This is a genomic window from Gelidibacter mesophilus DSM 14095, from assembly GCF_000423005.1.
GTDB classification, from domain to species: Bacteria; Bacteroidota; Bacteroidia; order Flavobacteriales; family Flavobacteriaceae; genus Gelidibacter; species Gelidibacter mesophilus.
Genome location: NZ_AUHD01000018.1, coordinates 22065 through 42553, shown reverse-complemented (window position 1 = coordinate 42553; position 20489 = coordinate 22065). Strand labels below are relative to the sequence as shown.

The following is a 20489-nucleotide window of genomic DNA, read 5'->3' as shown; positions in this document are numbered from 1 at the left end:
ACAACACCGATCGCGACCACCTGAGCAGTACCCACAAATATTATGTGGACTGGAGCCCCGAGTTCTTTAAAAAGAAGGCAGCCGTCCACGGAGAAAACGTAGTGGCATGTATCGAGACCATCATCACCTCCGGAGATTACCCCGAGATCGGCTACAAACGCGCCATGGGACTTATCCAGCTGCACAAGGCCTATGGCTCACAGCGTTTGGACAGCGCATGCAAAAGAGCCATACAGGCAGATGCGGTAGCCTATCAGCGCATCAAGAATATCCTAAAGAACAACCTGGACCAGTCTTCCCTGTTCTACCAAGACCTGGAGGAAGACAGGCCGCATATCCCCGTACATGGGAACATCCGGGGAGCTTCGGCCTATCAATAAATGTTTAACCAATAAATCCTATAATTATGAACAACAATCAAACCGTTGAAAAACTAAGACAAATGCGTCTGAACGCCATGGCAGATCTGCACCTCCAGCAGATCAGGGAAAACCGCACCACGAACCTTACGGCCGATGAATACCTGGCATTGCTCACGGACCATCAGTGGGAAAACCATAAGGACCGAAAGATCCAAAGGCTCCTCAAGCAGGCAACCTTCCGGGGACACGCAGCCCTGGCGGATGTGGATTATGCCCAACAGCGCAATCTGGACAAAAATATGTTCCTGCGCCTGGGGTGCCTTGATTTTATAAAGCGAAAGGAGAACATCATCATGACAGGTGCTTCCGGAGTTGGAAAAAGTTACCTGGCCCAGGCCCTTGGGCACCAGGCGTGCATGATGGAATATCGTACCATCTATGCCAACACGGCCCGTTTGTTAAAAAGACTGAAACTCAGCAAGGCCGATGGAACCTATTTAAAGGAACTGGCAAAACTCTTAAAGGCAGATCTGCTCATCTTGGATGACTTTGGACTGCAGGGCTTTGACGGTCATGCAAGAGAATCTCTTATGGATATAATCGATGACCGCTACAACCGATCCTCGACCATCATCTTGTCTCAGATACCGGTATCCGCCTGGTATGATATCATTGGAGAGGGGACTATTGCCGATGCTATCCTCGATCGGATCGTAAACTCCTCCCACAGGATCGACCTCAAGGGTGAATCCTTAAGAAAACGAGCTTTGAAGAACGAATAACATTAATTTTTTATATAATTGCAGTATCTTTCAAAGTGGCACGGTTTGACCGAAACAGGTGGCACCATCACTCCGAAATAGCCAGGATTGATAATATTAATGTAGGTTTGGAGTGAGCTCAATAATTTGGACAATGGATATATCCATAATTATACTTATAGTTTATGCTGTAATTTTATATATAAAATGAGAGATTTTAATAACTTACTAAATAGTAGCATAAAAACCTTGCTAATTTTTTAGACTTTTATGAATTCTATTCAACACTAAAATATAATTATCATGTAATTTGATTTTCTAAGATATTATATAAACTATGATTTCTCTTTGGTAAATAGGTAAAATGCTAAAGGATTAGCTCTCACCTCACTCAAATACAACCAATAAGGAATAACAGCAAACGGTACAGAGTGCTTAAGCTAATCAATATTAGATAGGTCATTCCGTGTTAAAACATTTTACAGTATAAATGTACATGTTGCCTAACTCTGGCTTTTCTAAATTTGTCAAATTGCGAAATTCTATAGTTTCTGGAGAAAACAAATGTGGCTTTTCATTTTCTAGAAATGATTTTTTTAATTTATTTACGCAAAATTTATAAACTTCCTCTTCGGGATGAATAGAAATTATTCTAAAAGTAAATAGCCGATCTCCAATTTCATCTCTTTTATTATATATAAGAGTTTCAACCTTAAATCCTTATAATATTCTATAAATGCCATGATAAATTTTTTAATAATAACTATCTTTAAGTTTACTGCCGTTGCTGATAAACACTCTTCCCACCACCATAGTAATTGGAATAAATATGCTGGTACACATTAGCGGTTTTAAACCCTCCTTCTTCATCGGTATAAAACTCTTGAGGAAGATATAATAGATGGTCATAAATAGTGCTTTTTACCTGTGCTTTTACCTGCCTGCTTTCGCGCCAATTATCGATTTTAAGTTTTTCAGATTTTAAAGTTTCCAAGGTTTTTGAAGCCACTTTTTTGACCTCCTTTAATTCTTTAATTGATAAATCCTTCCCTTCTTTAAGTAAATCGAAAATAGCCAGGGTTTCTTGATCCTTTAACTCCTCTCGAACTGCACGTTGCTCTTCAAATGACAAGTCTTGAATAAAGTCATTCAAGTTGTCAAAACTTTTCTGAGTATCCTCGAGGCTTTTACCCTTATTATATATCTCAATAATCTCTTTGTATCGATCGTAAAACTCAATACGTAAAGGGTTTTCCTTTAACATCTGCTCTAAACGCTGCTCTATGGCTTCTTGTAAATTAAAAACCAATGTGTTTTTGCGAGGGGTTTTGGCAAATGCGGCACAAAGTTTATCAAAGTCCAACATTGATAAGTCTACATAAACTTCTTCGCGTCCTTCCTGTACTGCCGATTCCTGAATAGTGATACTATCACTAACAATGGCCTGTAAATCCATGATGATTTGCGTCACGTCAGCAGATCTCACATTTTGATTTAATGCACTATAAATAGCCTCAATGGCATTGTAATCAGACTCATATTTCTTCAAAATATCCATAGGAAATAAAGCCTTGTACTTTCGAAATACATTTTGAACCATCATTTCAAAAGTTGTACGTGTGGTTTCATTTAAGCAAATACAATCAATGGCTTCTTTTATTTTCGCTATTTTAGACATAGGTTTCGCATCTTTAAGTCCTTGAAGTAAAAAATTCAATTCTTTTAAATACGCTTTAACATCCCTAATACCTTGTTTCAATTCAATTTCTACGCCAGCTAAAGGCTCCACAGGTTTCCCGGTAGATTTACTATCCTTCTTTTTACCCTTTCCTCCTTCTCCATAAATGGAATAAGCCATTTCAAGTTGTCTGTGCACATTCCCATAATCAACAATCAGCCCGTTTTCCTTTTCATCATCATACACACGGTTTGCCCTCGCGATGGTTTGCATTAGCGTGTGTCCTTTTATGGGTTTATCTAAATAAACGGTAGATACACAAGGTGCGTCAAAACCAGTAATCCACATGGCACAAACAATAGCTAATCGGAAGGGATTATCTTCATCCTTAAATTCCTTCTCTAAATTACGCTCTACTATTTTGCGACGGTGCACTTCAATATCTAAATTCATTTTCCTGAATTTATCTACCTCGTTCTGCTCGCTACTTACCACCACACAAACTTCAGTTTCTTTAACCTTGTTGTATTTACGTCTTAGCTCCTGTTCTTCTTGCTGATCGGTGGTGTTTTCAATGCGTTCTTCAAGCCCTTTTAAATACTCTGGCCAATAACCCATAATCAGCTCATACATCCGTACAGCTGTCGGTTTATCCAAAGCCACATACATGGCCTTGCCTTGATACCCACGTTCATTAAAATGCCAAACCAAATCTTTGGCAATGGCATCTAAACGTGATTGCGCTGTCAAAATAGGGTAATCTCTATTAAACAGGTATTCTAATTTTTTCTTTTGATCGTCATCTAAATCTTCATTCTCGAACACGGCAGCCATTCTCTCGTCCAATTCAGGATTGGTAATGTCTAATTTCTCTCCTCTATTCAGATAACGCAAAGGCAATGTAGCCTCATCTTCAATAGCACGTTTAAAATCGTAAACCGATACATATTCACCAAAGATGTTTTTGGTCAGCTCCTCCTCTTCTTTGATTATTGGCGTTCCTGTAAATCCTAAATACGAGGCATTAGGCAAGCCGTGGAAACGCATGTTCCGCGCGTAAGTTCCGGACTGTGTTCTGTGAGCTTCATCACTAATGACAATGACATTCTTTCGTTCTGTAATTAAAGGATATTCGCTTTCTAATTTTGGATCTATGGAAAACTTATGAATTAAGGTAAAGACATAGCGATGGTTCTCAGATAACAACTCGCGTAAATGTTCACGACCAGTCATGCCATTTTTCTTTCCCGCAATCACATTTTTATCATTCACCACCCCTACACCTGAGAAGGTATCATACAACTGATTTTCTAATTCTGTTCTATCAACAGCAATTAGAAAAGTATAAGATCCGCCTAATTTCCTATGAATCTTTTCGCACAAAAACACCATTGAATAACTTTTCCCCGAACCCTGCGTATGCCAAAACACACCAAGCTTCCCTTCTAAGTCATCAATATGATTCACGTTTTCAATCACTTTGTTAACGCCAATGTATTGATGGTTTTTAGCCATCAATTTCACCACATCACCATGAGAGTCATCAAATAACAAGAAGTTTTCGAAAATATCCATGAGTCTATGCTTGTCACAAGTACCGCGAATCATGGTATCCAAACTTACTTCGCCTTCTTCATGTTCTTCAATACGTTTCCAATCTAAAAAATATTTATACGGACTTGTTATGGTACCAACTTTCGCATCCGTTCCATTACTTAGAATGATGATCGCATTATTATGAAACACCTGAGGAATGGTGTCCTTATAATCTTTTAAATTATCGTGATACGCATGACGTAAATCTTGATGATGTGCCTTCAATTCAAAAAACACTAACGGAATACCATTAACAAAACCAATAACATCTGGACGTCTTAAATACAGCTCGCCCAACACCTCCAGTTGCCTTACCGCCATAAAATAATTGTTTTGATAGTTGTTGAAGTCAAAAACCTTGAGTTTCGTTTTCATGAGCTCCCCTTCGTCATCCGTATAACTTACGGGTATGCCATTTTTAAGCAAATTACTCTTCTCCTTATTAATTCTACCTAATGTTTGATCCGCTATATTTTGAGTGATCAACTCTATAGCTTGCTCATAAGCCAATTCTGGAAGATCAGGATTTGATGCTTTAAGCGACTGCAATAAGTAGCGTGTTAAAACCACGTCACTTTTGGTTTCTCTACCTAACAAACCACTTTCGCCATAGGCCTCACTTCGCCATGCAGTAACCACAGTCCAACCCAATTCTTCCAAAACATCTTGGGTAGCCATTTCAATTAATCCGTCTTCGGAGTATTCGTAGCTCATAGTTTTATTATTTTACTAAAGGTAACTTTACACCAAGTTTATAAACATCATAATAATGTTTAATCTTTTTTCCTTTTAAATCTGCACTTAATAAATTGTCAAATCCATTTTGATCTGGATGGACTATCAAACAATCTATAACTTCACTTTGTTGTTTATTTAAATCTTCATAAACCTTTTTTAAACGAGCATAACCACTTACTTGTCTAATATCTTCATCATGCTTTCCATTGATATATTTAAGCTTGTATTTAGCATCTATAACCATTTGATAGTTTTCATTATTTAAAAGGTAATCTAACTCGTTACCATAATGTTTGAATTTAAACTTAACCTGATTATGAAATCTATCTTTTAATAATCCCAAAACATACAATTCAAATAACTTAGTCATGTCTATCCAAAACGGCGGAGACTGAATTTTATCTTTAACTGTATTTGAAATATTATAACCAAAACGTTTTAATATAAGCTTTGCTAAATATAAAGCTTGCTCGTACTCTTTGTAAAAGACATTGGTCTTGGTATGCTTAATTTCTGAAATCTCTATAATATCAGAAACTTGCGTAAACGCAGGATTTATGTAATTAAATGTGTTTTGTAATTCTTTATGATTAATAAGTTTTGTGTACGTTGGTAAATAGCGTTTTATAAATTGTAATGCCTTTTTTAATAGCCTATTTTCTTTATTATTTATTCCAAACTCGTCAAAACTACAATAAGTAAATAGGTTCTTATTTTTTACTATATTCTGCTTTATGGTTTTAGATACTTGTATCTTTCCTTTTACACGACCTTGTAAATTATGCTCTACTTTGTAATATGATTTTTTTAAACCTTTTCTAACAATTTGTTTTAAAAGACTTAAAAACTCCACTACCAAAAATGGCGTCAGCAAATCTTGCTTTTGACTGATTTCTATTGTTGGCTGATCCCATTTTACAACAAAAAGCTCTTTTATGTCTTTAGAAATATCAGGATGCTTTAAAGCCGAAAATAACATATTTACAAAATCGACTTCCTGCGAATCATCGTTGATTTTAGATACCACATGCAGTGCAGTTTTATTAACTTCCAACCAGTCTAAACCAATAAAATAGCCTAATTCTAAATGAAAGCAAGGATTGTCCTCAGTACGTTTTGTAATGGTATAGCAAGGCTCATTATAAACGTTTTGTTTATGAGATTTAGAAAAACAATTTTGATAAAACGGTTGTGTTAAATACTGTGCGTCTTCAACTTTAACCCAATTATTATAATGTTCGCTATATGTTAACAGCTTAACACTCAAACCCTGAAATTTCTTTTATTTTGTCTTCCGAGGTTTCTAATAACAACCCATCTTTTACATACTCATTAAGTATTGGTAAAATCTCATAGTCTAATTTTAATTTTAATTGCTCAGATTCACTTAGCTCATTTTTTTCATCTAATAAAAAATAGCTATGCCCAAGATGTACATCTTTAGCATCAAAATCTGAAGCCAAATAATCATCCGTAAACAACTCGCTTACTTTATTAAACAACACTTTTGCTTTATCATTCGTAATTACTTCAACATTTGGCAACATATCTACAAAAGCAAAACGACGTTTGATAGCGTAATCTATATGACCAACGCTTCTATCGGCTGTATTCATAGTACCAATAATAAATAAATTTTCTGGAATGCTAATCTTATTATCACCATCTATCGCATACATGCTATTTACTTCCTTACCCCTATATTCCAATGCATAAATCAACTCTCCTAAAACAGAAGGCAGATTGGCTCTGTTTATCTCGTCAATTATTAAGACGTAATTTTTAAGTTCGGGCTTTACCAGAGTGCTATTAAAGGCGTTTTTCAATTGCTGCTTAAACTCCTTTTCGAATTTCTCTAATACGTTAAAAAAGTACGTCGCATGCTGTTTTGCGAGCCCCGAAACATTTTCCAATTTTTTAAAATCTTGTCTTGAAGAAACATTTTCTAAAACTGCAGTTACCAAGTCATTAAATTTCATTCGTTGACTCGTTTTCCATTTGCCAGTATATCTAAAAGCATCGATTTCAACAGCCACAATAGAAACAGCCTCAGTTATTTTATATTCTTCATTCTCATCAATTTTATCTTGGACAGTTTCTGAAAATTGAATTAATAAGTCTTTAATACCCCGCTCTTTTGAATAATCATCGACGTCTTTTCTACTTGCGATTAAATTGTTATTTGCTTCTTGAGCTAATGACGCTAAAATTTTATTTTCGGTTTCATAACTAATATGTTCCCCTTCACTTTTAGCAGAAATACCTCTAACAAAATCTTCATACGTATATGATGGATGAAATTGAACCAAAGTATAATTAGATACTTTATTTGAATCAGATGGTTTTATAATTTCAAACAAATGTTTTGCTACTGCTACCTCGTAAGGTTCTTTCGCATTTTTGTTACTTGGTAAAATACCATTAACAAGTTCATTATATTTTGTAATTATATTATTAAAACTCGGATCCCAAACCTCACTTCGGTCTGATTTTAACTCCACTTTATCCTTATGTACTTTTATGATTGTATAATAATCTTTCGTTCCACTAGCATTAGCTATGGTTTGACCAACTTTTAATGTGCTTTTAATAAGTGCAGGTGTTAGGATATTGAAACTCGTCGTCTCACTTGTACCAACCAATTGTTGTGCTATCTTTTTAGCAGTATACGTTTTACCAGTTCCCGGTGGGCCTTGTAAAATAATTTGCTTTTTGTGTTTTAGAATTTTGATATAATTGTTCAGCTCGCTCATTTCCTTATTGTTTGAGAAAAAATCATCTAAGTACCCTATCTGTGTTTTAAATATTGGTAGCGTAATATCTATAAGATCATTCCAGTTTTTTGGAAACGTATTATCCACAGGTATTTTCCAATTGGCATCCTCTTGAAACTTTTCTCGAAATCTATTAAATTTGTTCTTTTCATTAGAAAAATTGACGTCAATGTCAAGCCCAAAATTAAAATTAGATTTAAAACCATAAAACGTAATTTTTATAAACACATCTTTTCCTAAATCTGAATACTTGTTAGGTAAAAAACCAGTTAATATATACTCTTTTAGAACAAATCCTTTGCCTTGTCCCGCCATTTTATTAGGCTTTTCATCGTAATTATTGATTATATTAATCCCAAGCTTCTTTGACAGCTGTTCTCCTAAATATTGTAGCTTCTTCCTTGTGTCGAAATAAAGTTTTGTACTTTGATTTTTAGAATCGTACGGTTGCCCAATATCATTTTTATAATTATGTAATTGTGCTAAATCAAAATACTCCATTTTATGATTTAAATTAACAACAGGATATCCAATTAACTTCTCAAAACCTTCCCTATTCTTGTCTGTACTACTAAAATCATTTGAGGTTACATTTACTTTTGCTAGTATTGCCGCTTCAGTAATTAATAATTTAAAAGGATACTCTTGGTTATTTATTAATATTGCGTAACCTGTTCCTTGCCTATTTTTGGGAATACCATTTTTATCAATTTCTAAAACCGCTTTATCTACTAGGTCTTTTGTTAAAAAACTTAACATACTATCCATTTACTTGACTTTATTGTATTTACGATTCTCCTCCGCAACCATATCCAACTCTATATCTACACTTAATTCATTCACATCAATCATCCCACTCATCAACCTTGGCAACAAAATATCACGCGCTTCTTTTAAGAGTTGGTTTTGAAGAGTTAAATTTTTAATTTGTTTATCAATTTTCGAAGACAAATTATTGAATTGTGAATTAATTTCTTCAGTGGCTTGGACTATTTGAATTCTCTCAACATCTTTTTTGGTTACAGAATTATAAATTGCGCCTCCACCCATTAAATCTTCTTGATAAAATATGCTTTTCAGTTGATACAAAAGAAAGCTATTCCATCCTTTTCTATGATTAATTGAAGCTAAGCCACGACCAATAATTAATTTTTCAATAGCAATATTAATCCTTCCAACAGGTGCACGTACACTAAACAAAATAGAATCTTCTTCTGCTATTCTATTTCCCCGTGTAGACCATGAAGAGTTTGTTGGAAATCTAAAACCGTAATCTTTTACACCCTGATGAAATGGCAGTCCCATTTCTTCATAATTGTAGAATTCAGATTTAGGCCTTTGACCCATAACTAAATTAGCACATTCAACTAAATTCTTTCTCTCCCACCCCACAGGCAACCCACTTTCCCCATCAATCGCCACATCCTCATACCCAGGAAACTTAAACCGCACAAACCACTCCTCATAAGTCTGTTGCGCTTGTTCTTCTAATAATTTTATGCGCTTGAGATTATTTTCTATTAATTCATCATAAGCAGAAAGGATGGAAGCTATTCTGCGTTGGGTTTCTTTGGATTCTGGAACAGTAATTTTTATAGCACAAAAATTAGACTTGCTCACATGATGTCTTCCGGAGGCTGTTCCTGGATTAGCATTTTCAACTTTTGGTAAATTTATTTTGAGCAGATAATAGATAAAATCATCATCATATTTATCATTAGCTATAACAACATTAACAGATTGATTTGTAAAACAATAACGATCTGCTTGAAACATTTTCTCTCCCACAGTTCCGATAGTTACAACTCCCGTTGCTTTTGGTGGTATATATGAGTTTTTATACTTTTTAAATGCTTTCTCAGAATAATTCTCCTCCCAATTAGTAACATACCGCCTCCCTAAATCCATATCAGTTGGCTTTATAAATGGATACTCACTCCCGTAATTACTTGGATCTTTCTTTGGCGGTGTATTGCCTGTTATAACTTTCCCTAAGTCACCTATTTTGACTTGTTTCCAACCCTTCTTCATAACTTCACACTTTGTATTTGCGCCATCAAACTATTGGCTTCAAGGTTCAGCTGTGCTAATTCGGCATGGATTTCTGTCATACGGGTTTTATAATCAAAATCCATATCAATGTCAATGTTTACACCCACATAACGCCCAGGCGTAAGGCTGTAATCTTGTTCTTTGATCTCCTCAATTGAAGCAATCTTACATAAGCCTTCGACGTCTTCGTAAATGCCATTTGGGAAGTGGGAAGTGAGCCACTCGTTCTCATTAACCGACCCTTCGACTGCGCTCAGGGTGACATCCGTAAATTTATCGTTATTTCGGAAGGCATTCATAATGGCTGTTAAGCCTTCCAATTGGTCATCATCAAAATCGTTAATGGTTGTGCTTACTTTTCTAAAGATGTTACGCGCATCAATCATTAAGATTTTATCTTTATTCTCTTTAGACTTGCCTTTGTTAAAAAACCAAACATGGCATGGCAGCGAACGGGTGTAGAAAAAGTTATTGCTAATGGACACAATGCATTCGACATCGCCAGTTTCAATAAGTTTTTGGCGAATGAGTTTTTCTGCATTACCAGCATCGGTTGCCGAACTTGCCATAACAAAACCCGCTCTTCCCGTTTCGTTTAAATAACTGTGGAAATATTGCATCCATAAATAGTTACCGTTGCTAATGGTTCCCTTCCCGGTTAATGGTGCGCCAAAAGGCAGGCGGTCATCATCTGCCAGAAACTTATTTTTAGCATCTATTTTATCCACGTTAAACGGCGGATTTGCCATTACGAAATCACACTTTCCTGTTAATTTATGTGGGTTGGAATAAAAACTATTGGCTTCTATAATCTTGCCTTCAATTCCGTGGATGGCGAGGTTCATTTTAGCCAATCGGGTGTTGTTACTTTTAAGCTCGGTACCGTAAACGGTAATGGCTTCATTAACGCTTTTGTTTTCATGGTCTTTTATGAAATGTGCGGTTTGCACAAACATACCCCCAGACCCACAAGCAGGATCGTGGATAATACCGTGATTGGGCTGTATAAAATTGACAATTAGATTTACCAAAGATGGAGGCGTAAAGAATTCCCCGCCTTCCTGTGCACCTGCGCCCTGCATAGAGAATTTCATCAAGAAAAACTCGTAAATACGTCCAAACACGTCGCCTTTGGCTTTTTTTACGGCGTCTTTGTTAAAGACACGTACCAAGTCGCGCAACAATTTATCATCAAATTCTTGGTAGCTTTTTGGCAAAATACCTTCCAAATCTGGGTATTCTTCCTCAATAAGCTTCATGGCATTATTGATGGCTTCGGCAATGTTTTCGCCTTCGGGCAATCCCGCTAAATAATCATACTTGGCTTTTCCGGGTAACATGATGGCTCCCGCAGCGGTATAATCTTCTTTTCTGGCTTCGCGTTTTTCGCCAGTTCGCGGATTTATTGGTAAGTTGTTTTGAACTTCGAGCAGTGCATCTTCATATCGATTTTGAGCAAACCGCAGGAGTACCAATCCTAATAAAGGATCTTTATATTCGGCAGCGGTTAATTTAGAGTTGGCTCTTAGGTCATCAGCAGCATCCCAAAGTTCAATTTCGAGTTGCTTTATGTTTTGTTGGGTCATTGTATTAGTTTAGTTGCTATCAATTTACAGACTATTTTAGCAGAAAGTAGTCGCAAACAATCAAGAAGGGAAGATACAAAATTTAAGCAATTATGAATTGTGGATTTCCGCAACCTTTATGAAATTTTAAATTAGGATATTATTAAATCCTTTAAGTGAAATAAATGAACGCAGCTTGCCGATATCAGATCGCAATTAATTAAAACAGAATACTACATGGAAAAAAGAAACGATGCAATTATCCAAAGATTAGATAGACTAATTGAACTTCAAGAAGACATTCTAAAATTATTATCAAATCAACATCAGAAAACGACAAAAAATTACACACCAACAAAAGAAAACCCAAAGACTCCTACTCCTGACCCCGATGATCTTAAACAATGGTTTGTTGAAAGATATAAATTAAAAGAGCAATTCAATTTAGTGGCTGCACCACAATTTCATGTATATATGAAGTACAAAAACACTCGAGATGATAGTGTTTTTGATCGGTTCAAAAAACAAACATAAATTTAAAAACCATTTTTGCTCTGAAACAGAAGTCTTTTAAGCTCTTCCATGTCATTCTTTAATCTTTCAAAATCACCTTTGGTTGCTGGCAATGACTGAGGAGCCAACATCTTTTTAAGACCATAAGACACCGTATCAGCCGCAACTGATCCTATAGCTGCATTTGAAACGGATTTAAAATTAATAGTTTGCTTATTAGCCTCTAACATTTTAGGTTTTGAATCATTCTCAAGTTGAGAGACAGCTAGAGAGCTTTCTTGTATTTCAGGAAGCATATTATCTTTTTGATAATGTCCTGAAACATATCTATAGTTATTCCTTTTATAGCTGGCCAAAGTTTTACAACTTAGCGTACAATACAGGTGATTGCGCCTTCTGGCATCAAAGTTTTGGTGGCAATGTTTGCAATTTTTATTCATAATGCGTGATTTTTCGGAGGTTATCCGTTAAATTAAGTTTAATTTATCCTTTTTATCTTCTCATGCTTTTTCCTTTAAACTCTATAATATTGAACATATCAAAGAGTCTATCGACTGTTCTTTCATCATAATTTTTACTTAACTCCTGAATTGTTCTTAATGGATCGTTCTCACTGCCGGGAATTGGATTCAGGGTAAGATGAGTTTTTTTGCCTTCGGAATATCTTTTTTTGATGATCTCATCCATGATATTTACAAAACCAAAGTCCTTGGCAAGTCTTTCAGAATTTAAATCATCATACAAAACAATTCCAGAAGAATGTTTTTGTTTGAAATAGTTTTTGTCTCCAAGGTTCGCTAAGCCCTCATATTCATTAACTAAATCCTGTGTGGAATAAATTTTAAATCTATGTGGGGGATATCGGCTAAATATTTTTTCAAAAACCATCATAATATGCGTTTTCCCAACTCCAACATTGCCCAATAATAATAAACCCTTTTTAAATGAAGGTGTAGATATATCAGCTCTTAAATATTGACATTTAAAAAACTGATCACTTTCCAGGAAATAATAAAAAATGGGAGCAATATTGTGTAAAATAATGTCATCGTATAAAAACTCTTTACCGAATAAGTTTTTAAATTCGGACTGGAAAATTTTCCATAATTTCTTTTTATCGAATGGATGACTTTGCCTACCCTTCAGTGAATCTTTTATGATATTTTGTCTTAGCTGACCAATAATATCAATTTGACCTTTTTTCGTACTTCCCAATAATTCCATTACTTATCGATTTGACAACGTAGTCCGTTGATTATTTTTGTTTGAGTTTGTCCATTCATTTTCGGACCATTTTTTTAACCGTCTTTCGATTTCAAAATAGCCACCCTCCTTTTCATATTTCATTTTTGATTGTGCAGTATTATATTCACTCCAGTAGTTAAAAAAATCATTTAAAATTTTATTAGAATACATTGAGTGCTCAAAAACTTGTTTTTTGAATTCTTCACACCTCTGCTCTATTTTTACTTTTTTAATGTTTTTATTATTATTACCTTTTTCAGTTGTTGTTGATGGAATGTTAACCGATTGTTGATGGTTTGTTTTTGGAATGTTATTTCGTTTGTGACTACTGTACTCCGAAGATTGATATTTGTCATAATTGACAAGGGTTATCAGCGTAAAATTGTTTGTTGAATTAATTTCAACATAGTTGCCCTCTTGAAGTTTGGATAAAGCAGTTCTTATTTGCTGAACGGACAATTTCAATTCTGAAGAAAGACTATTTAGTGAAGTAACTAATTGTCCTCTTTTAATAATTATGCCTTGCCATTTCTTATCAGTAAAATTCACTTTAAGAATAAGGTGGAAATATAATCGGGATACAGTAGGTGATTGATACCATTCCCATTCTAGAAGATCTCTATAGATCATAACGAATCCTACCATACTATTCTTGTTTTACAAGTTTAGCAAAGATGTCGCTCTTCCTATAATAGACCCTATTGCCTAATCTGAATGATGGGAGGATGCCATTCTTTCTCCAATTCCATAAAGCCTGTTTAGAGCATTTAAGAAATTTAAGAGTTTCATCAACGGTCAGAAGCTCTTCTTCGTCTTTATTGGAGAAGGAATGGTTTTTTAATATTTCTTCGAATTTCGAGTCAACATGAAGAACAATTTTATTAATTAATTCATCAGGGCAGACTGGATATATAAATACTGGTTTTGAATCCATTTTGTTTAATTTGCTTATTTCAACTAGGCAAATATTGACAAAATGGAAATCAATTTACTTATCAATGGTTATCGATAACTAACCCAAGCGACCTGAATTTGGTAGGCTATATTCCTGTTCATTGAAATTTTCCTGAAGGTTGTAATAAAGATCTGTATTAGAATCCACATAAGGTTTCAGAGAATTGAATCTAAGTAGTTTATCACTAGTAAATGAAGCCATGATTTGACGTGAAAGCTCTGACAGGTTATCTTCATTACTTGAATTCTTAGGGCACTCAATATATCCCTCATCTATAAATTGACGTATAAAGAAAGCGAGGTGAGAAGGCTTGCCAACCCATCGTAATAGTGATGGGTTTTTATTGTTTTGCAGTTCTTTACATTTAAAAAGAAAGCCATTTATAATTGATTTTCTTGCTGCCAAATCCGGTTTTAAACTATTAATAAGCGTTAAATGAAAAAAAGTAGTAAATTCATATAACTGATTTTTGATTACATCTTCTGTCAATACAAAACCATCTTCTAAGTTTATTTCCTTAAAATAACCTCCATCTGAATAAGAGAATTGTGCATTTTCTATAATTACATCAATAGATGGCAACACTTTGAGATTTAACAAACTGATGAATAATTGTTGATTTTGACAATTGTTGAAATGATAATCAAGAAATCCTTCAACTTCTAAAATATCAATCTCATAAAGAAGTTCTCTAAGAAAATATCTGTAATAAAAATCCTTTTCTAATTTGGGCTCAAATTCGAGGTAATTATAAAGTGCAAATCTATGAAGATTCTCTTTCGCAAGTTTTCTGTCTTTAAATGACATTGTATCAATGGCAAAGGTCTCTTTGTAATTCATTAAAAAGTATATATTATATATTTATTTAAAAAATGCGGAATCGGCAATCTTTACTGCACGCTCCTGAGGTGTTACTTTAATATATTTATAAAATTCACGTTCACTCGAATGCCCACTTACGGCCATGATATCTATCACTGGCATTTTAGACAGATAGGCATTAGTACAAAATGACCTACGGGCTGTATGTGAAACTATTAGGGTATGTTTAGCTACTTTGTTCTTTATATTCTTACCTCCTATAGTTTTGTTGGTTGATATGAGTTCATTTATCTTAGCTATTCTACCAGCTTCCTTAATATACTCATTAATGTCAGGATCATTTAATCTTCTAGGAGGCAAACCCCCATGCCTGAGTTCCATTATTGTCAATAGTCGATGATGAATAGGAACATATACCAGCTTATTTGTTTTTTGTTGTCTGAATTCAAACACCTTACTACCATTGAAAACCTTGATTTGATCCTCTGATATCCCGTTGTAATCTGAAATACGTTGACCTGTGTAATATCCTATTAGAAATATATCTCTTGCCAACTCCCAATCAGGAGTTTTTGATAAATCAGCTTTATACAAATTATTGATTTCGACTTCAGTCAAATATATTGATACAGATTCTTCCGATATAGCCTTAAACTCTCTATGCCGGTACTTAAGATTTTTATTCACACCATCCTCTGTTGCACGATTTAATATTGTAATTAAATTTTTTATGTGCTTACCAATGGTATTTATAGAATAATTTTTGTCTTCTAAATATTTAATAAATGCATAATAAAATTTTAAATCGATATTCTCAAAATCTAAATTATAATTTATCTCTTTATTAAAATCAATTAGTCGTTTTACGGTTTGATTATATGATCTTACGGTAATTGGACTTAGTTTGACTGATGAAAGATTTTTTGCTTGATTCTGTTTTGATTTGATATAGTCCTCAGCAAAGTCAAAAAAAGTTGTAGTTGTTTTTTTAACTTCCTCCGTTTTCCGAATAATCTTTTCAAGAATGGACTTTAATATATTCCTATTCTGTTTTTCAATTTCTGAAAGATTTGAAACTGCATTGGTAAATTCCAATGAAAATCTCATCAAGTCGCTATTTACTTTCTCCCTATTCCCTAAAGTTGATACTGCCCGAATGCGCTGATTAGCTTTATCCCAATTTTTGGGCTCAACCTTATAGCCAGTAGCAAATTTCAGCCGATTACCACGACCAAAACTATAATCCAATACAATGGAAGTTTCATCCTTGCTAGAAGTATCTTTTAATCTATATTTAATAGTACCAGAAGTTAACAGAACAGCTTTACTCATAATCAAATAGTTATAAATTAAACCAAAGGGACAACAAAAGGGACAACATAGTGTTGATTTATGGTTATGTCAAATGTAAACAAATTATTCATTATCCTCACAAACCCTCGTGTTTATTGACACTAAAGTAATCACAGTTCAAATAGTGTAACATAGATTAAAGTTAAAAGTGGTACTGGAGGCACCACCATCAAAAACCCGAACAAATGTTCGGGTTTTTTGGTTTTTATTGGTGGCAGAATTATAAATTTATTTAACCTCCAACATCCTAAGAATTCCAGGATAATAAAGGCCCAAGGCAAACCCTCTTACCACCACATAAAAGATAAACGACAGCCATAACCCGGTATTGCCATAATACTGCACCAATATCATACCTAACCCGATAAAAGCCAACATAGATAGCAAAGTCGCGTTACGCATTTCCTTACTTCGGGTCACCCCAATAAAAACGCCATCCAATTGGAACGCTATAAAAGAAAATAAGATATAAAACACCGCATAATTTTTATAATTGGAAGCTATCGCTTGGACTTGAAGATCTTTGGTCAATAAGGGAATAATGGTATCGCTCGACACAAAGACTATCAACGCAAGCAACATCGCAGTACCACCGGCCAAAACCGTTGATTGCTTGACCTGAAGTATAAAAAGCGATTTATTTTTAGCGCCAAAAGCTTTTCCCGCCAACATTTCTACCACATGTGCGTAACCATCCAAAAAGAACGCCGATAGCGTTACAAACTGCAGCAACACGTGATTGGCAGCAAGCGTATGATCTCCAAACTTCGCGCCCTGGTTGGCAAACCAAGCAAAGCCGCTCAATAATGCCAAGGTTCGAATCATAATATCCGAATTCACCTTAAATAAAGCGATTAACTTAGGCATGTCAAAAATGAGCGCTTTCAATTCCCGAACCCGTTCCCAAGGTCGGTTAATTCCGAGTCTTTTAAACAATACATATCCCGCAAAAAACAGGGTCAACCATTCTGCCAAAACCGTTCCAAGAGCAATGCCCTTCACTCCCATTCCAAATCCGACGACAAAAGTGACATTAAAGGCAATATTTAAACCGTTTAAAAACAGTTGCACCCAAAGCAAGCGCTTCGTCCATCCCATGCCTATGAGCGTTCCCAATAATGAAAATGTAATCAAGGTTGCTGGCGCACCCCAAATTCGGATGTAGAAATAATCTTTGACCAATTCCTTGATTTCATCACTAGCACTCAGTAAATAAACCGACAACTCGCCAATTAGTTTCTGTAATACAACCAGTACCAAACCTATGGCAGCCCCAAGAAAAACAGCCCGGAATACTAAAGCGTGGAGCTCATCCCTATCTTCTGCGCCCGAGGCTTGCGCAATAAATCCGGTGGTTCCCATTCTTAGAAAACCAAATCCCCAATACACAAAACTAAAAATCAGCGCGGCAAGGGCAATGGCACCCAAATCGGAAGCTGATGCGGTTTGGCCTATCGCAGCGGTATCGACCAATCCCAATAATGGCACGGAGGCATTGGCAATGATGATGGGAATTGCCAATTTGATGATATAGAGGTAATTGTTTTCTTTCATTAAAAGATAATGGTTGTGAATAAAAATTGCATCCGATTTAAACCTCAGCAAACCTACTTAACTTTTTAGGAAACACTTTAAAGAATTTTGATTTTTTGAGTCGATCAAATACTATGACTACAATCAAATAAGTATTATTTTGTTCCCATGTTAAAGCGTCAATGAATTTGTAAATTTGCATCTATGAGGATTTTAATTATTGAAGACGATTTACGTGTTGCCGAGCTTTTGCAAAGAGGTCTGGAAGAACACGGCTTTATACCAACCTTGGCGTATGATGGCGTTTCAGGTAAAAAATTGGCATTACAAAATGATTACGACCTCATCATCACGGATATTATCCTACCAAAAATGGATGGTATCGATTTGTGTAAATTTATTAGACAATCCAAACCGAATATGCCCATCATCATGTTGACCGCTTTAGGCACCACCGATGATAAAGTAGATGGTTTTGATGCCGGTGCTGATGATTATCTGGTCAAGCCTTTTGAAATGCGCGAACTCGTAGCACGGATCAGAGCGTTGCTCAACAGACGGACTAACAGCAATAACAATTCCATCACCATTCTCAATTATGCCGATCTTGAAATGAACCTGCATACAAAAATGGTCAAGCGTAACGACCTGGATATCAGTTTAACTCCGAAAGAATTCAAGCTTTTGGAATATATGCTTCAAAATCCGGAGCGTGTGCTATCACGTACAGAAATTGCCGAATAAGTCTGGGATACGCATTTTGATACCGGCACGAATTTTATCGATGTCTATATCAATTATTTACGCAGGAAAATAGACCGAGAATTTGAGCATAAACTCATCCACACCAAACCCGGAATGGGTTTCGTATTGAAACGGGAAGACAGTTGATTTTTTTTAATACAGACTGAAAGTCTGTTTATTTCGTGAAATAGATAGTATTCCGCTGTAAGGAAACGCATGGATTCGTGCAAATTAGTGAAATTTGTGTCTAAAATCTTCCCAGAACAGAGCGATATACACCAAATGAAATTAGTTTATGAGACTAATAAACACATTTAATTTTTAATCAATATTTTGAAAACCAGAACACGACTCGCCTTATTATTTACAGTAATCACTGCCACCATTCTATTGGCGTTTGCGGCTGTCATTTATTATTCCACTCAGGAAAGTCGCGAACGTGAATTTTATACACTACTTAAAAAAGAAGCGGTCACTAAAGCCAATTTGTTTTTTAATGCAAAAGTAAATCCACAGACCTTACAGGATATTTACCGTAGCAACCGGCAAATCTTAAACGAAGTTGAAGTTGCTATCTACGATCAGGATTTCAATTTGTTGTACCATGATGCCGTGGATATCGACTTTGTCAAAGAAACCAAACCAATGATTGACAACATCTACAAAAAAGGCGAAATTAAATTCTATCAAGAAGGTTGGCAAGTGGTGGGAATGCGATTTGACTTTGAAGACCAAACCTATATCATTACCGCTACTTCGTATGACCAATACGGCTATAACAAATTGAACAGCTTGCTTAAAACAAGTATTTTTGTTTTCGTTATTTCCATTGTATTTATTTATATCGCTGGGGTTTTCTTTTCAAAAAAAGCGTTTGAGCCGATTAGTAAGATGACCGAAAAAGCACAAGACATCACCGCGACAAATTTGGATTTACGCCTGCCTTCCAACGACAATAAAGATGAATTATCCGAACTCGCACAAACTTTTAATGCGATGTTGGATCGGCTGGAAGAGTCTTTTGATACCCAGAAATATTTCGTGTCGAACATTTCACATGAACTTCGAACACCCTTGACGGCCATTATTACGGAGTTGGAATTATCGCTCGGAAAGGAGCGCAATAGTGAAGATTATAAACTCGCCATTCAAAACAGTTTAAAAGATGCCAAAAAGATTGTGCGGCTTTCCAACAGTCTTTTGGATATGGCAAAAGCGAGTTACGATCCTTCTGAAATTTCTTTTAAATCGGTGCGGATTGATGAGGTTTTATTGGATGCCAGACAGCAAGTGCAACAAGCCAATCCAAATTATAAAATCGACATTCACTTTGAAAACGATTTTGAAAACGATGCGCAAATCTCCATCAACGCGAATGAATATCTTTTAAAAGTCGCTTTTGCAAATCTCTTTGAAAATGGCTGTAAATTCTCGGAAGACCAGCATTCAAAAGCATCCATTCTTTTTGAAAACGAAAGTATTCAATTGAAATTTTCGGATCATGGGATCGGGATTTCAGAAATTGATCTAAAAAACATCTTCAAACCATTCTATCGAGGTGACAATCAGAAATTTGCGGATGGCAACGGAATCGGATTACCATTGACGCAGAAAATTATCTTGTTGCATAAAGGGTCGATTTCTGCGAGTTCTAAATTGGGTGAGGGGACGGATTTTTATGTTAGTTTTCTTAATTAAAAGAGAATTTAGACCGCTTCGCTTTTAGAATCAAGTATCAAGACTTAGATTGTGAAGGTTTCAGAATACTTCATTTTTATTCCAAAAACTGCTGGAATCG

General features: G+C 35.3%; 15 protein-coding genes and 2 pseudogenes. 5 read left to right on the top strand and 12 right to left on the bottom strand.

Annotation, left to right across the window (positions count from 1 at the left end; translation table 11 throughout):
* Both G525_RS22425 and istB read left to right on the top strand, forming a co-directional pair.
* Positions 1–380 (top strand): annotated as a pseudogene (locus G525_RS22425) (IS21 family transposase); the annotation flags it as partial.
* Positions 381–406: 26 nt separating this feature from the next.
* Positions 407–1144 (top strand): IS21-like element helper ATPase IstB, encoded by a 738-nt coding sequence (istB, locus tag G525_RS0116320; protein WP_027127104.1) that lies wholly within the window; start codon positions 407–409, stop codon positions 1142–1144.
* Positions 1145–1898: 754 nt separating this feature from the next.
* Here the strand turns inward: istB and G525_RS0116310 are convergent.
* The 5 genes from G525_RS0116310 to G525_RS0116290 are packed head-to-tail and all read right to left on the bottom strand — an operon-like array spanning position 1899 to position 11547.
* A complete protein-coding gene (locus G525_RS0116310) occupies positions 1899–5111 on the bottom strand; it encodes a type I restriction endonuclease subunit R (protein WP_027127103.1) in 3213 nt (1070 codons plus the stop codon).
* Positions 5112–5118: 7 nt separating this feature from the next.
* On the bottom strand, positions 5119–6402 hold the full coding sequence (locus G525_RS21280) for a 5-methylcytosine restriction system specificity protein McrC (protein ID WP_051209988.1): 1284 nt from the start codon (positions 6400–6402) through the stop codon (positions 5119–5121).
* Positions 6392–8677, bottom strand: coding sequence for an AAA family ATPase (locus G525_RS22720; protein WP_051209987.1), 2286 nt, complete (start codon positions 8675–8677; stop codon positions 6392–6394). The genes G525_RS21280 and G525_RS22720 overlap by 11 nt, the downstream gene beginning before the upstream one ends.
* A complete protein-coding gene (locus G525_RS21270) occupies positions 8678–9940 on the bottom strand; it encodes a restriction endonuclease subunit S (protein WP_051209986.1) in 1263 nt (420 codons plus the stop codon). It lies immediately after the preceding gene.
* Entirely contained in the window at positions 9937–11547 is a 1611-nt protein-coding gene (locus G525_RS0116290) for a type I restriction-modification system subunit M (RefSeq protein ID WP_027127102.1), read from the bottom strand. The genes G525_RS21270 and G525_RS0116290 overlap by 4 nt, the downstream gene beginning before the upstream one ends.
* 216 nt (positions 11548–11763) lie before the next feature.
* On the opposite strand from G525_RS0116290, the gene G525_RS0116285 reads away from it, so the two are divergent.
* Complete coding sequence (locus G525_RS0116285; protein ID WP_027127101.1) at positions 11764–12060, top strand: hypothetical protein; 297 nt, start codon at positions 11764–11766, stop codon at positions 12058–12060.
* Positions 12061–12062: 2 nt separating this feature from the next.
* Here the strand turns inward: G525_RS0116285 and G525_RS0116280 are convergent, their stop codons facing one another.
* From G525_RS0116280 to G525_RS0116250, 7 genes are all read right to left on the bottom strand, one after another.
* Positions 12063–12479, bottom strand: coding sequence for a hypothetical protein (locus G525_RS0116280; RefSeq protein ID WP_157491959.1), 417 nt, complete (start codon positions 12477–12479; stop codon positions 12063–12065).
* Positions 12480–12531: 52 nt separating this feature from the next.
* Complete coding sequence (locus G525_RS0116275; RefSeq protein WP_027127099.1) at positions 12532–13263, bottom strand: P-loop NTPase family protein; 732 nt, start codon at positions 13261–13263, stop codon at positions 12532–12534.
* Positions 13264–13266: 3 nt separating this feature from the next.
* A complete protein-coding gene (locus G525_RS0116270) occupies positions 13267–13929 on the bottom strand; it encodes a hypothetical protein (protein WP_027127098.1) in 663 nt (220 codons plus the stop codon).
* A gap of 1 nt (position 13930) precedes the next feature.
* On the bottom strand, positions 13931–14218 hold the full coding sequence (locus G525_RS0116265; RefSeq protein ID WP_051209985.1) for a helix-turn-helix domain-containing protein: 288 nt from the start codon (positions 14216–14218) through the stop codon (positions 13931–13933).
* Between the two features lie 78 nt (positions 14219–14296).
* Positions 14297–15046: a hypothetical protein gene (locus G525_RS0116260; RefSeq protein ID WP_157491958.1), complete on the bottom strand. Its 750-nt coding sequence runs from the start codon at positions 15044–15046 to the stop codon at positions 14297–14299.
* Between the two features lie 54 nt (positions 15047–15100).
* Positions 15101–16393: a tyrosine-type recombinase/integrase gene (locus G525_RS0116255; protein WP_027127095.1), complete on the bottom strand. Its 1293-nt coding sequence runs from the start codon at positions 16391–16393 to the stop codon at positions 15101–15103.
* 249 nt (positions 16394–16642) lie between these two features.
* A complete protein-coding gene (locus G525_RS0116250; RefSeq protein WP_027127094.1) occupies positions 16643–17968 on the bottom strand; it encodes an MATE family efflux transporter in 1326 nt (441 codons plus the stop codon).
* A gap of 183 nt (positions 17969–18151) precedes the next feature.
* Between G525_RS0116250 and G525_RS21265 the strand changes: the two are divergent.
* Positions 18152–18838 (top strand): annotated as a pseudogene (locus G525_RS21265) (response regulator transcription factor).
* Positions 18839–19024: 186 nt separating this feature from the next.
* Entirely contained in the window at positions 19025–20389 is a 1365-nt protein-coding gene (locus G525_RS0116240; RefSeq protein ID WP_027127093.1) for a HAMP domain-containing sensor histidine kinase, read from the top strand.
* The last annotated feature ends 100 nt before the right edge of the window (positions 20390–20489 follow it).

What these genes read in the sequence shown, in the direction of transcription:
- G525_RS21270 (WP_051209986.1), bottom strand. Translation starts at nt 9,940, where the DNA reads ATGAAGAAGGGTTGGAAACAAGTCAAAATAGGTGACTTAGGGAAAGTT.
- G525_RS0116250 (WP_027127094.1), bottom strand. Translation starts at nt 17,968, where the DNA reads ATGAAAGAAAACAATTACCTCTATATCATCAAATTGGCAATTCCCATC.
- G525_RS0116260 (WP_157491958.1), bottom strand. Translation starts at nt 15,046, where the DNA reads ATGTCATTTAAAGACAGAAAACTTGCGAAAGAGAATCTTCATAGATTT.
- G525_RS0116270 (WP_027127098.1), bottom strand. Translation starts at nt 13,929, where the DNA reads ATGGTAGGATTCGTTATGATCTATAGAGATCTTCTAGAATGGGAATGG.
- G525_RS0116275 (WP_027127099.1), bottom strand. Translation starts at nt 13,263, where the DNA reads ATGGAATTATTGGGAAGTACGAAAAAAGGTCAAATTGATATTATTGGT.
- G525_RS0116255 (WP_027127095.1), bottom strand. Translation starts at nt 16,393, where the DNA reads ATGAGTAAAGCTGTTCTGTTAACTTCTGGTACTATTAAATATAGATTA.
- G525_RS22720 (WP_051209987.1), bottom strand. Translation starts at nt 8,677, where the DNA reads ATGGATAGTATGTTAAGTTTTTTAACAAAAGACCTAGTAGATAAAGCG.
- G525_RS0116290 (WP_027127102.1), bottom strand. Translation starts at nt 11,547, where the DNA reads ATGACCCAACAAAACATAAAGCAACTCGAAATTGAACTTTGGGATGCT.
- G525_RS0116280 (WP_157491959.1), bottom strand. Translation starts at nt 12,479, where the DNA reads ATGAATAAAAATTGCAAACATTGCCACCAAAACTTTGATGCCAGAAGG.
- istB (WP_027127104.1), top strand. Translation starts at nt 407, where the DNA reads ATGAACAACAATCAAACCGTTGAAAAACTAAGACAAATGCGTCTGAAC.
- G525_RS0116310 (WP_027127103.1), bottom strand. Translation starts at nt 5,111, where the DNA reads ATGAGCTACGAATACTCCGAAGACGGATTAATTGAAATGGCTACCCAA.
- G525_RS0116285 (WP_027127101.1), top strand. Translation starts at nt 11,764, where the DNA reads ATGGAAAAAAGAAACGATGCAATTATCCAAAGATTAGATAGACTAATT.
- G525_RS0116265 (WP_051209985.1), bottom strand. Translation starts at nt 14,218, where the DNA reads ATGGATTCAAAACCAGTATTTATATATCCAGTCTGCCCTGATGAATTA.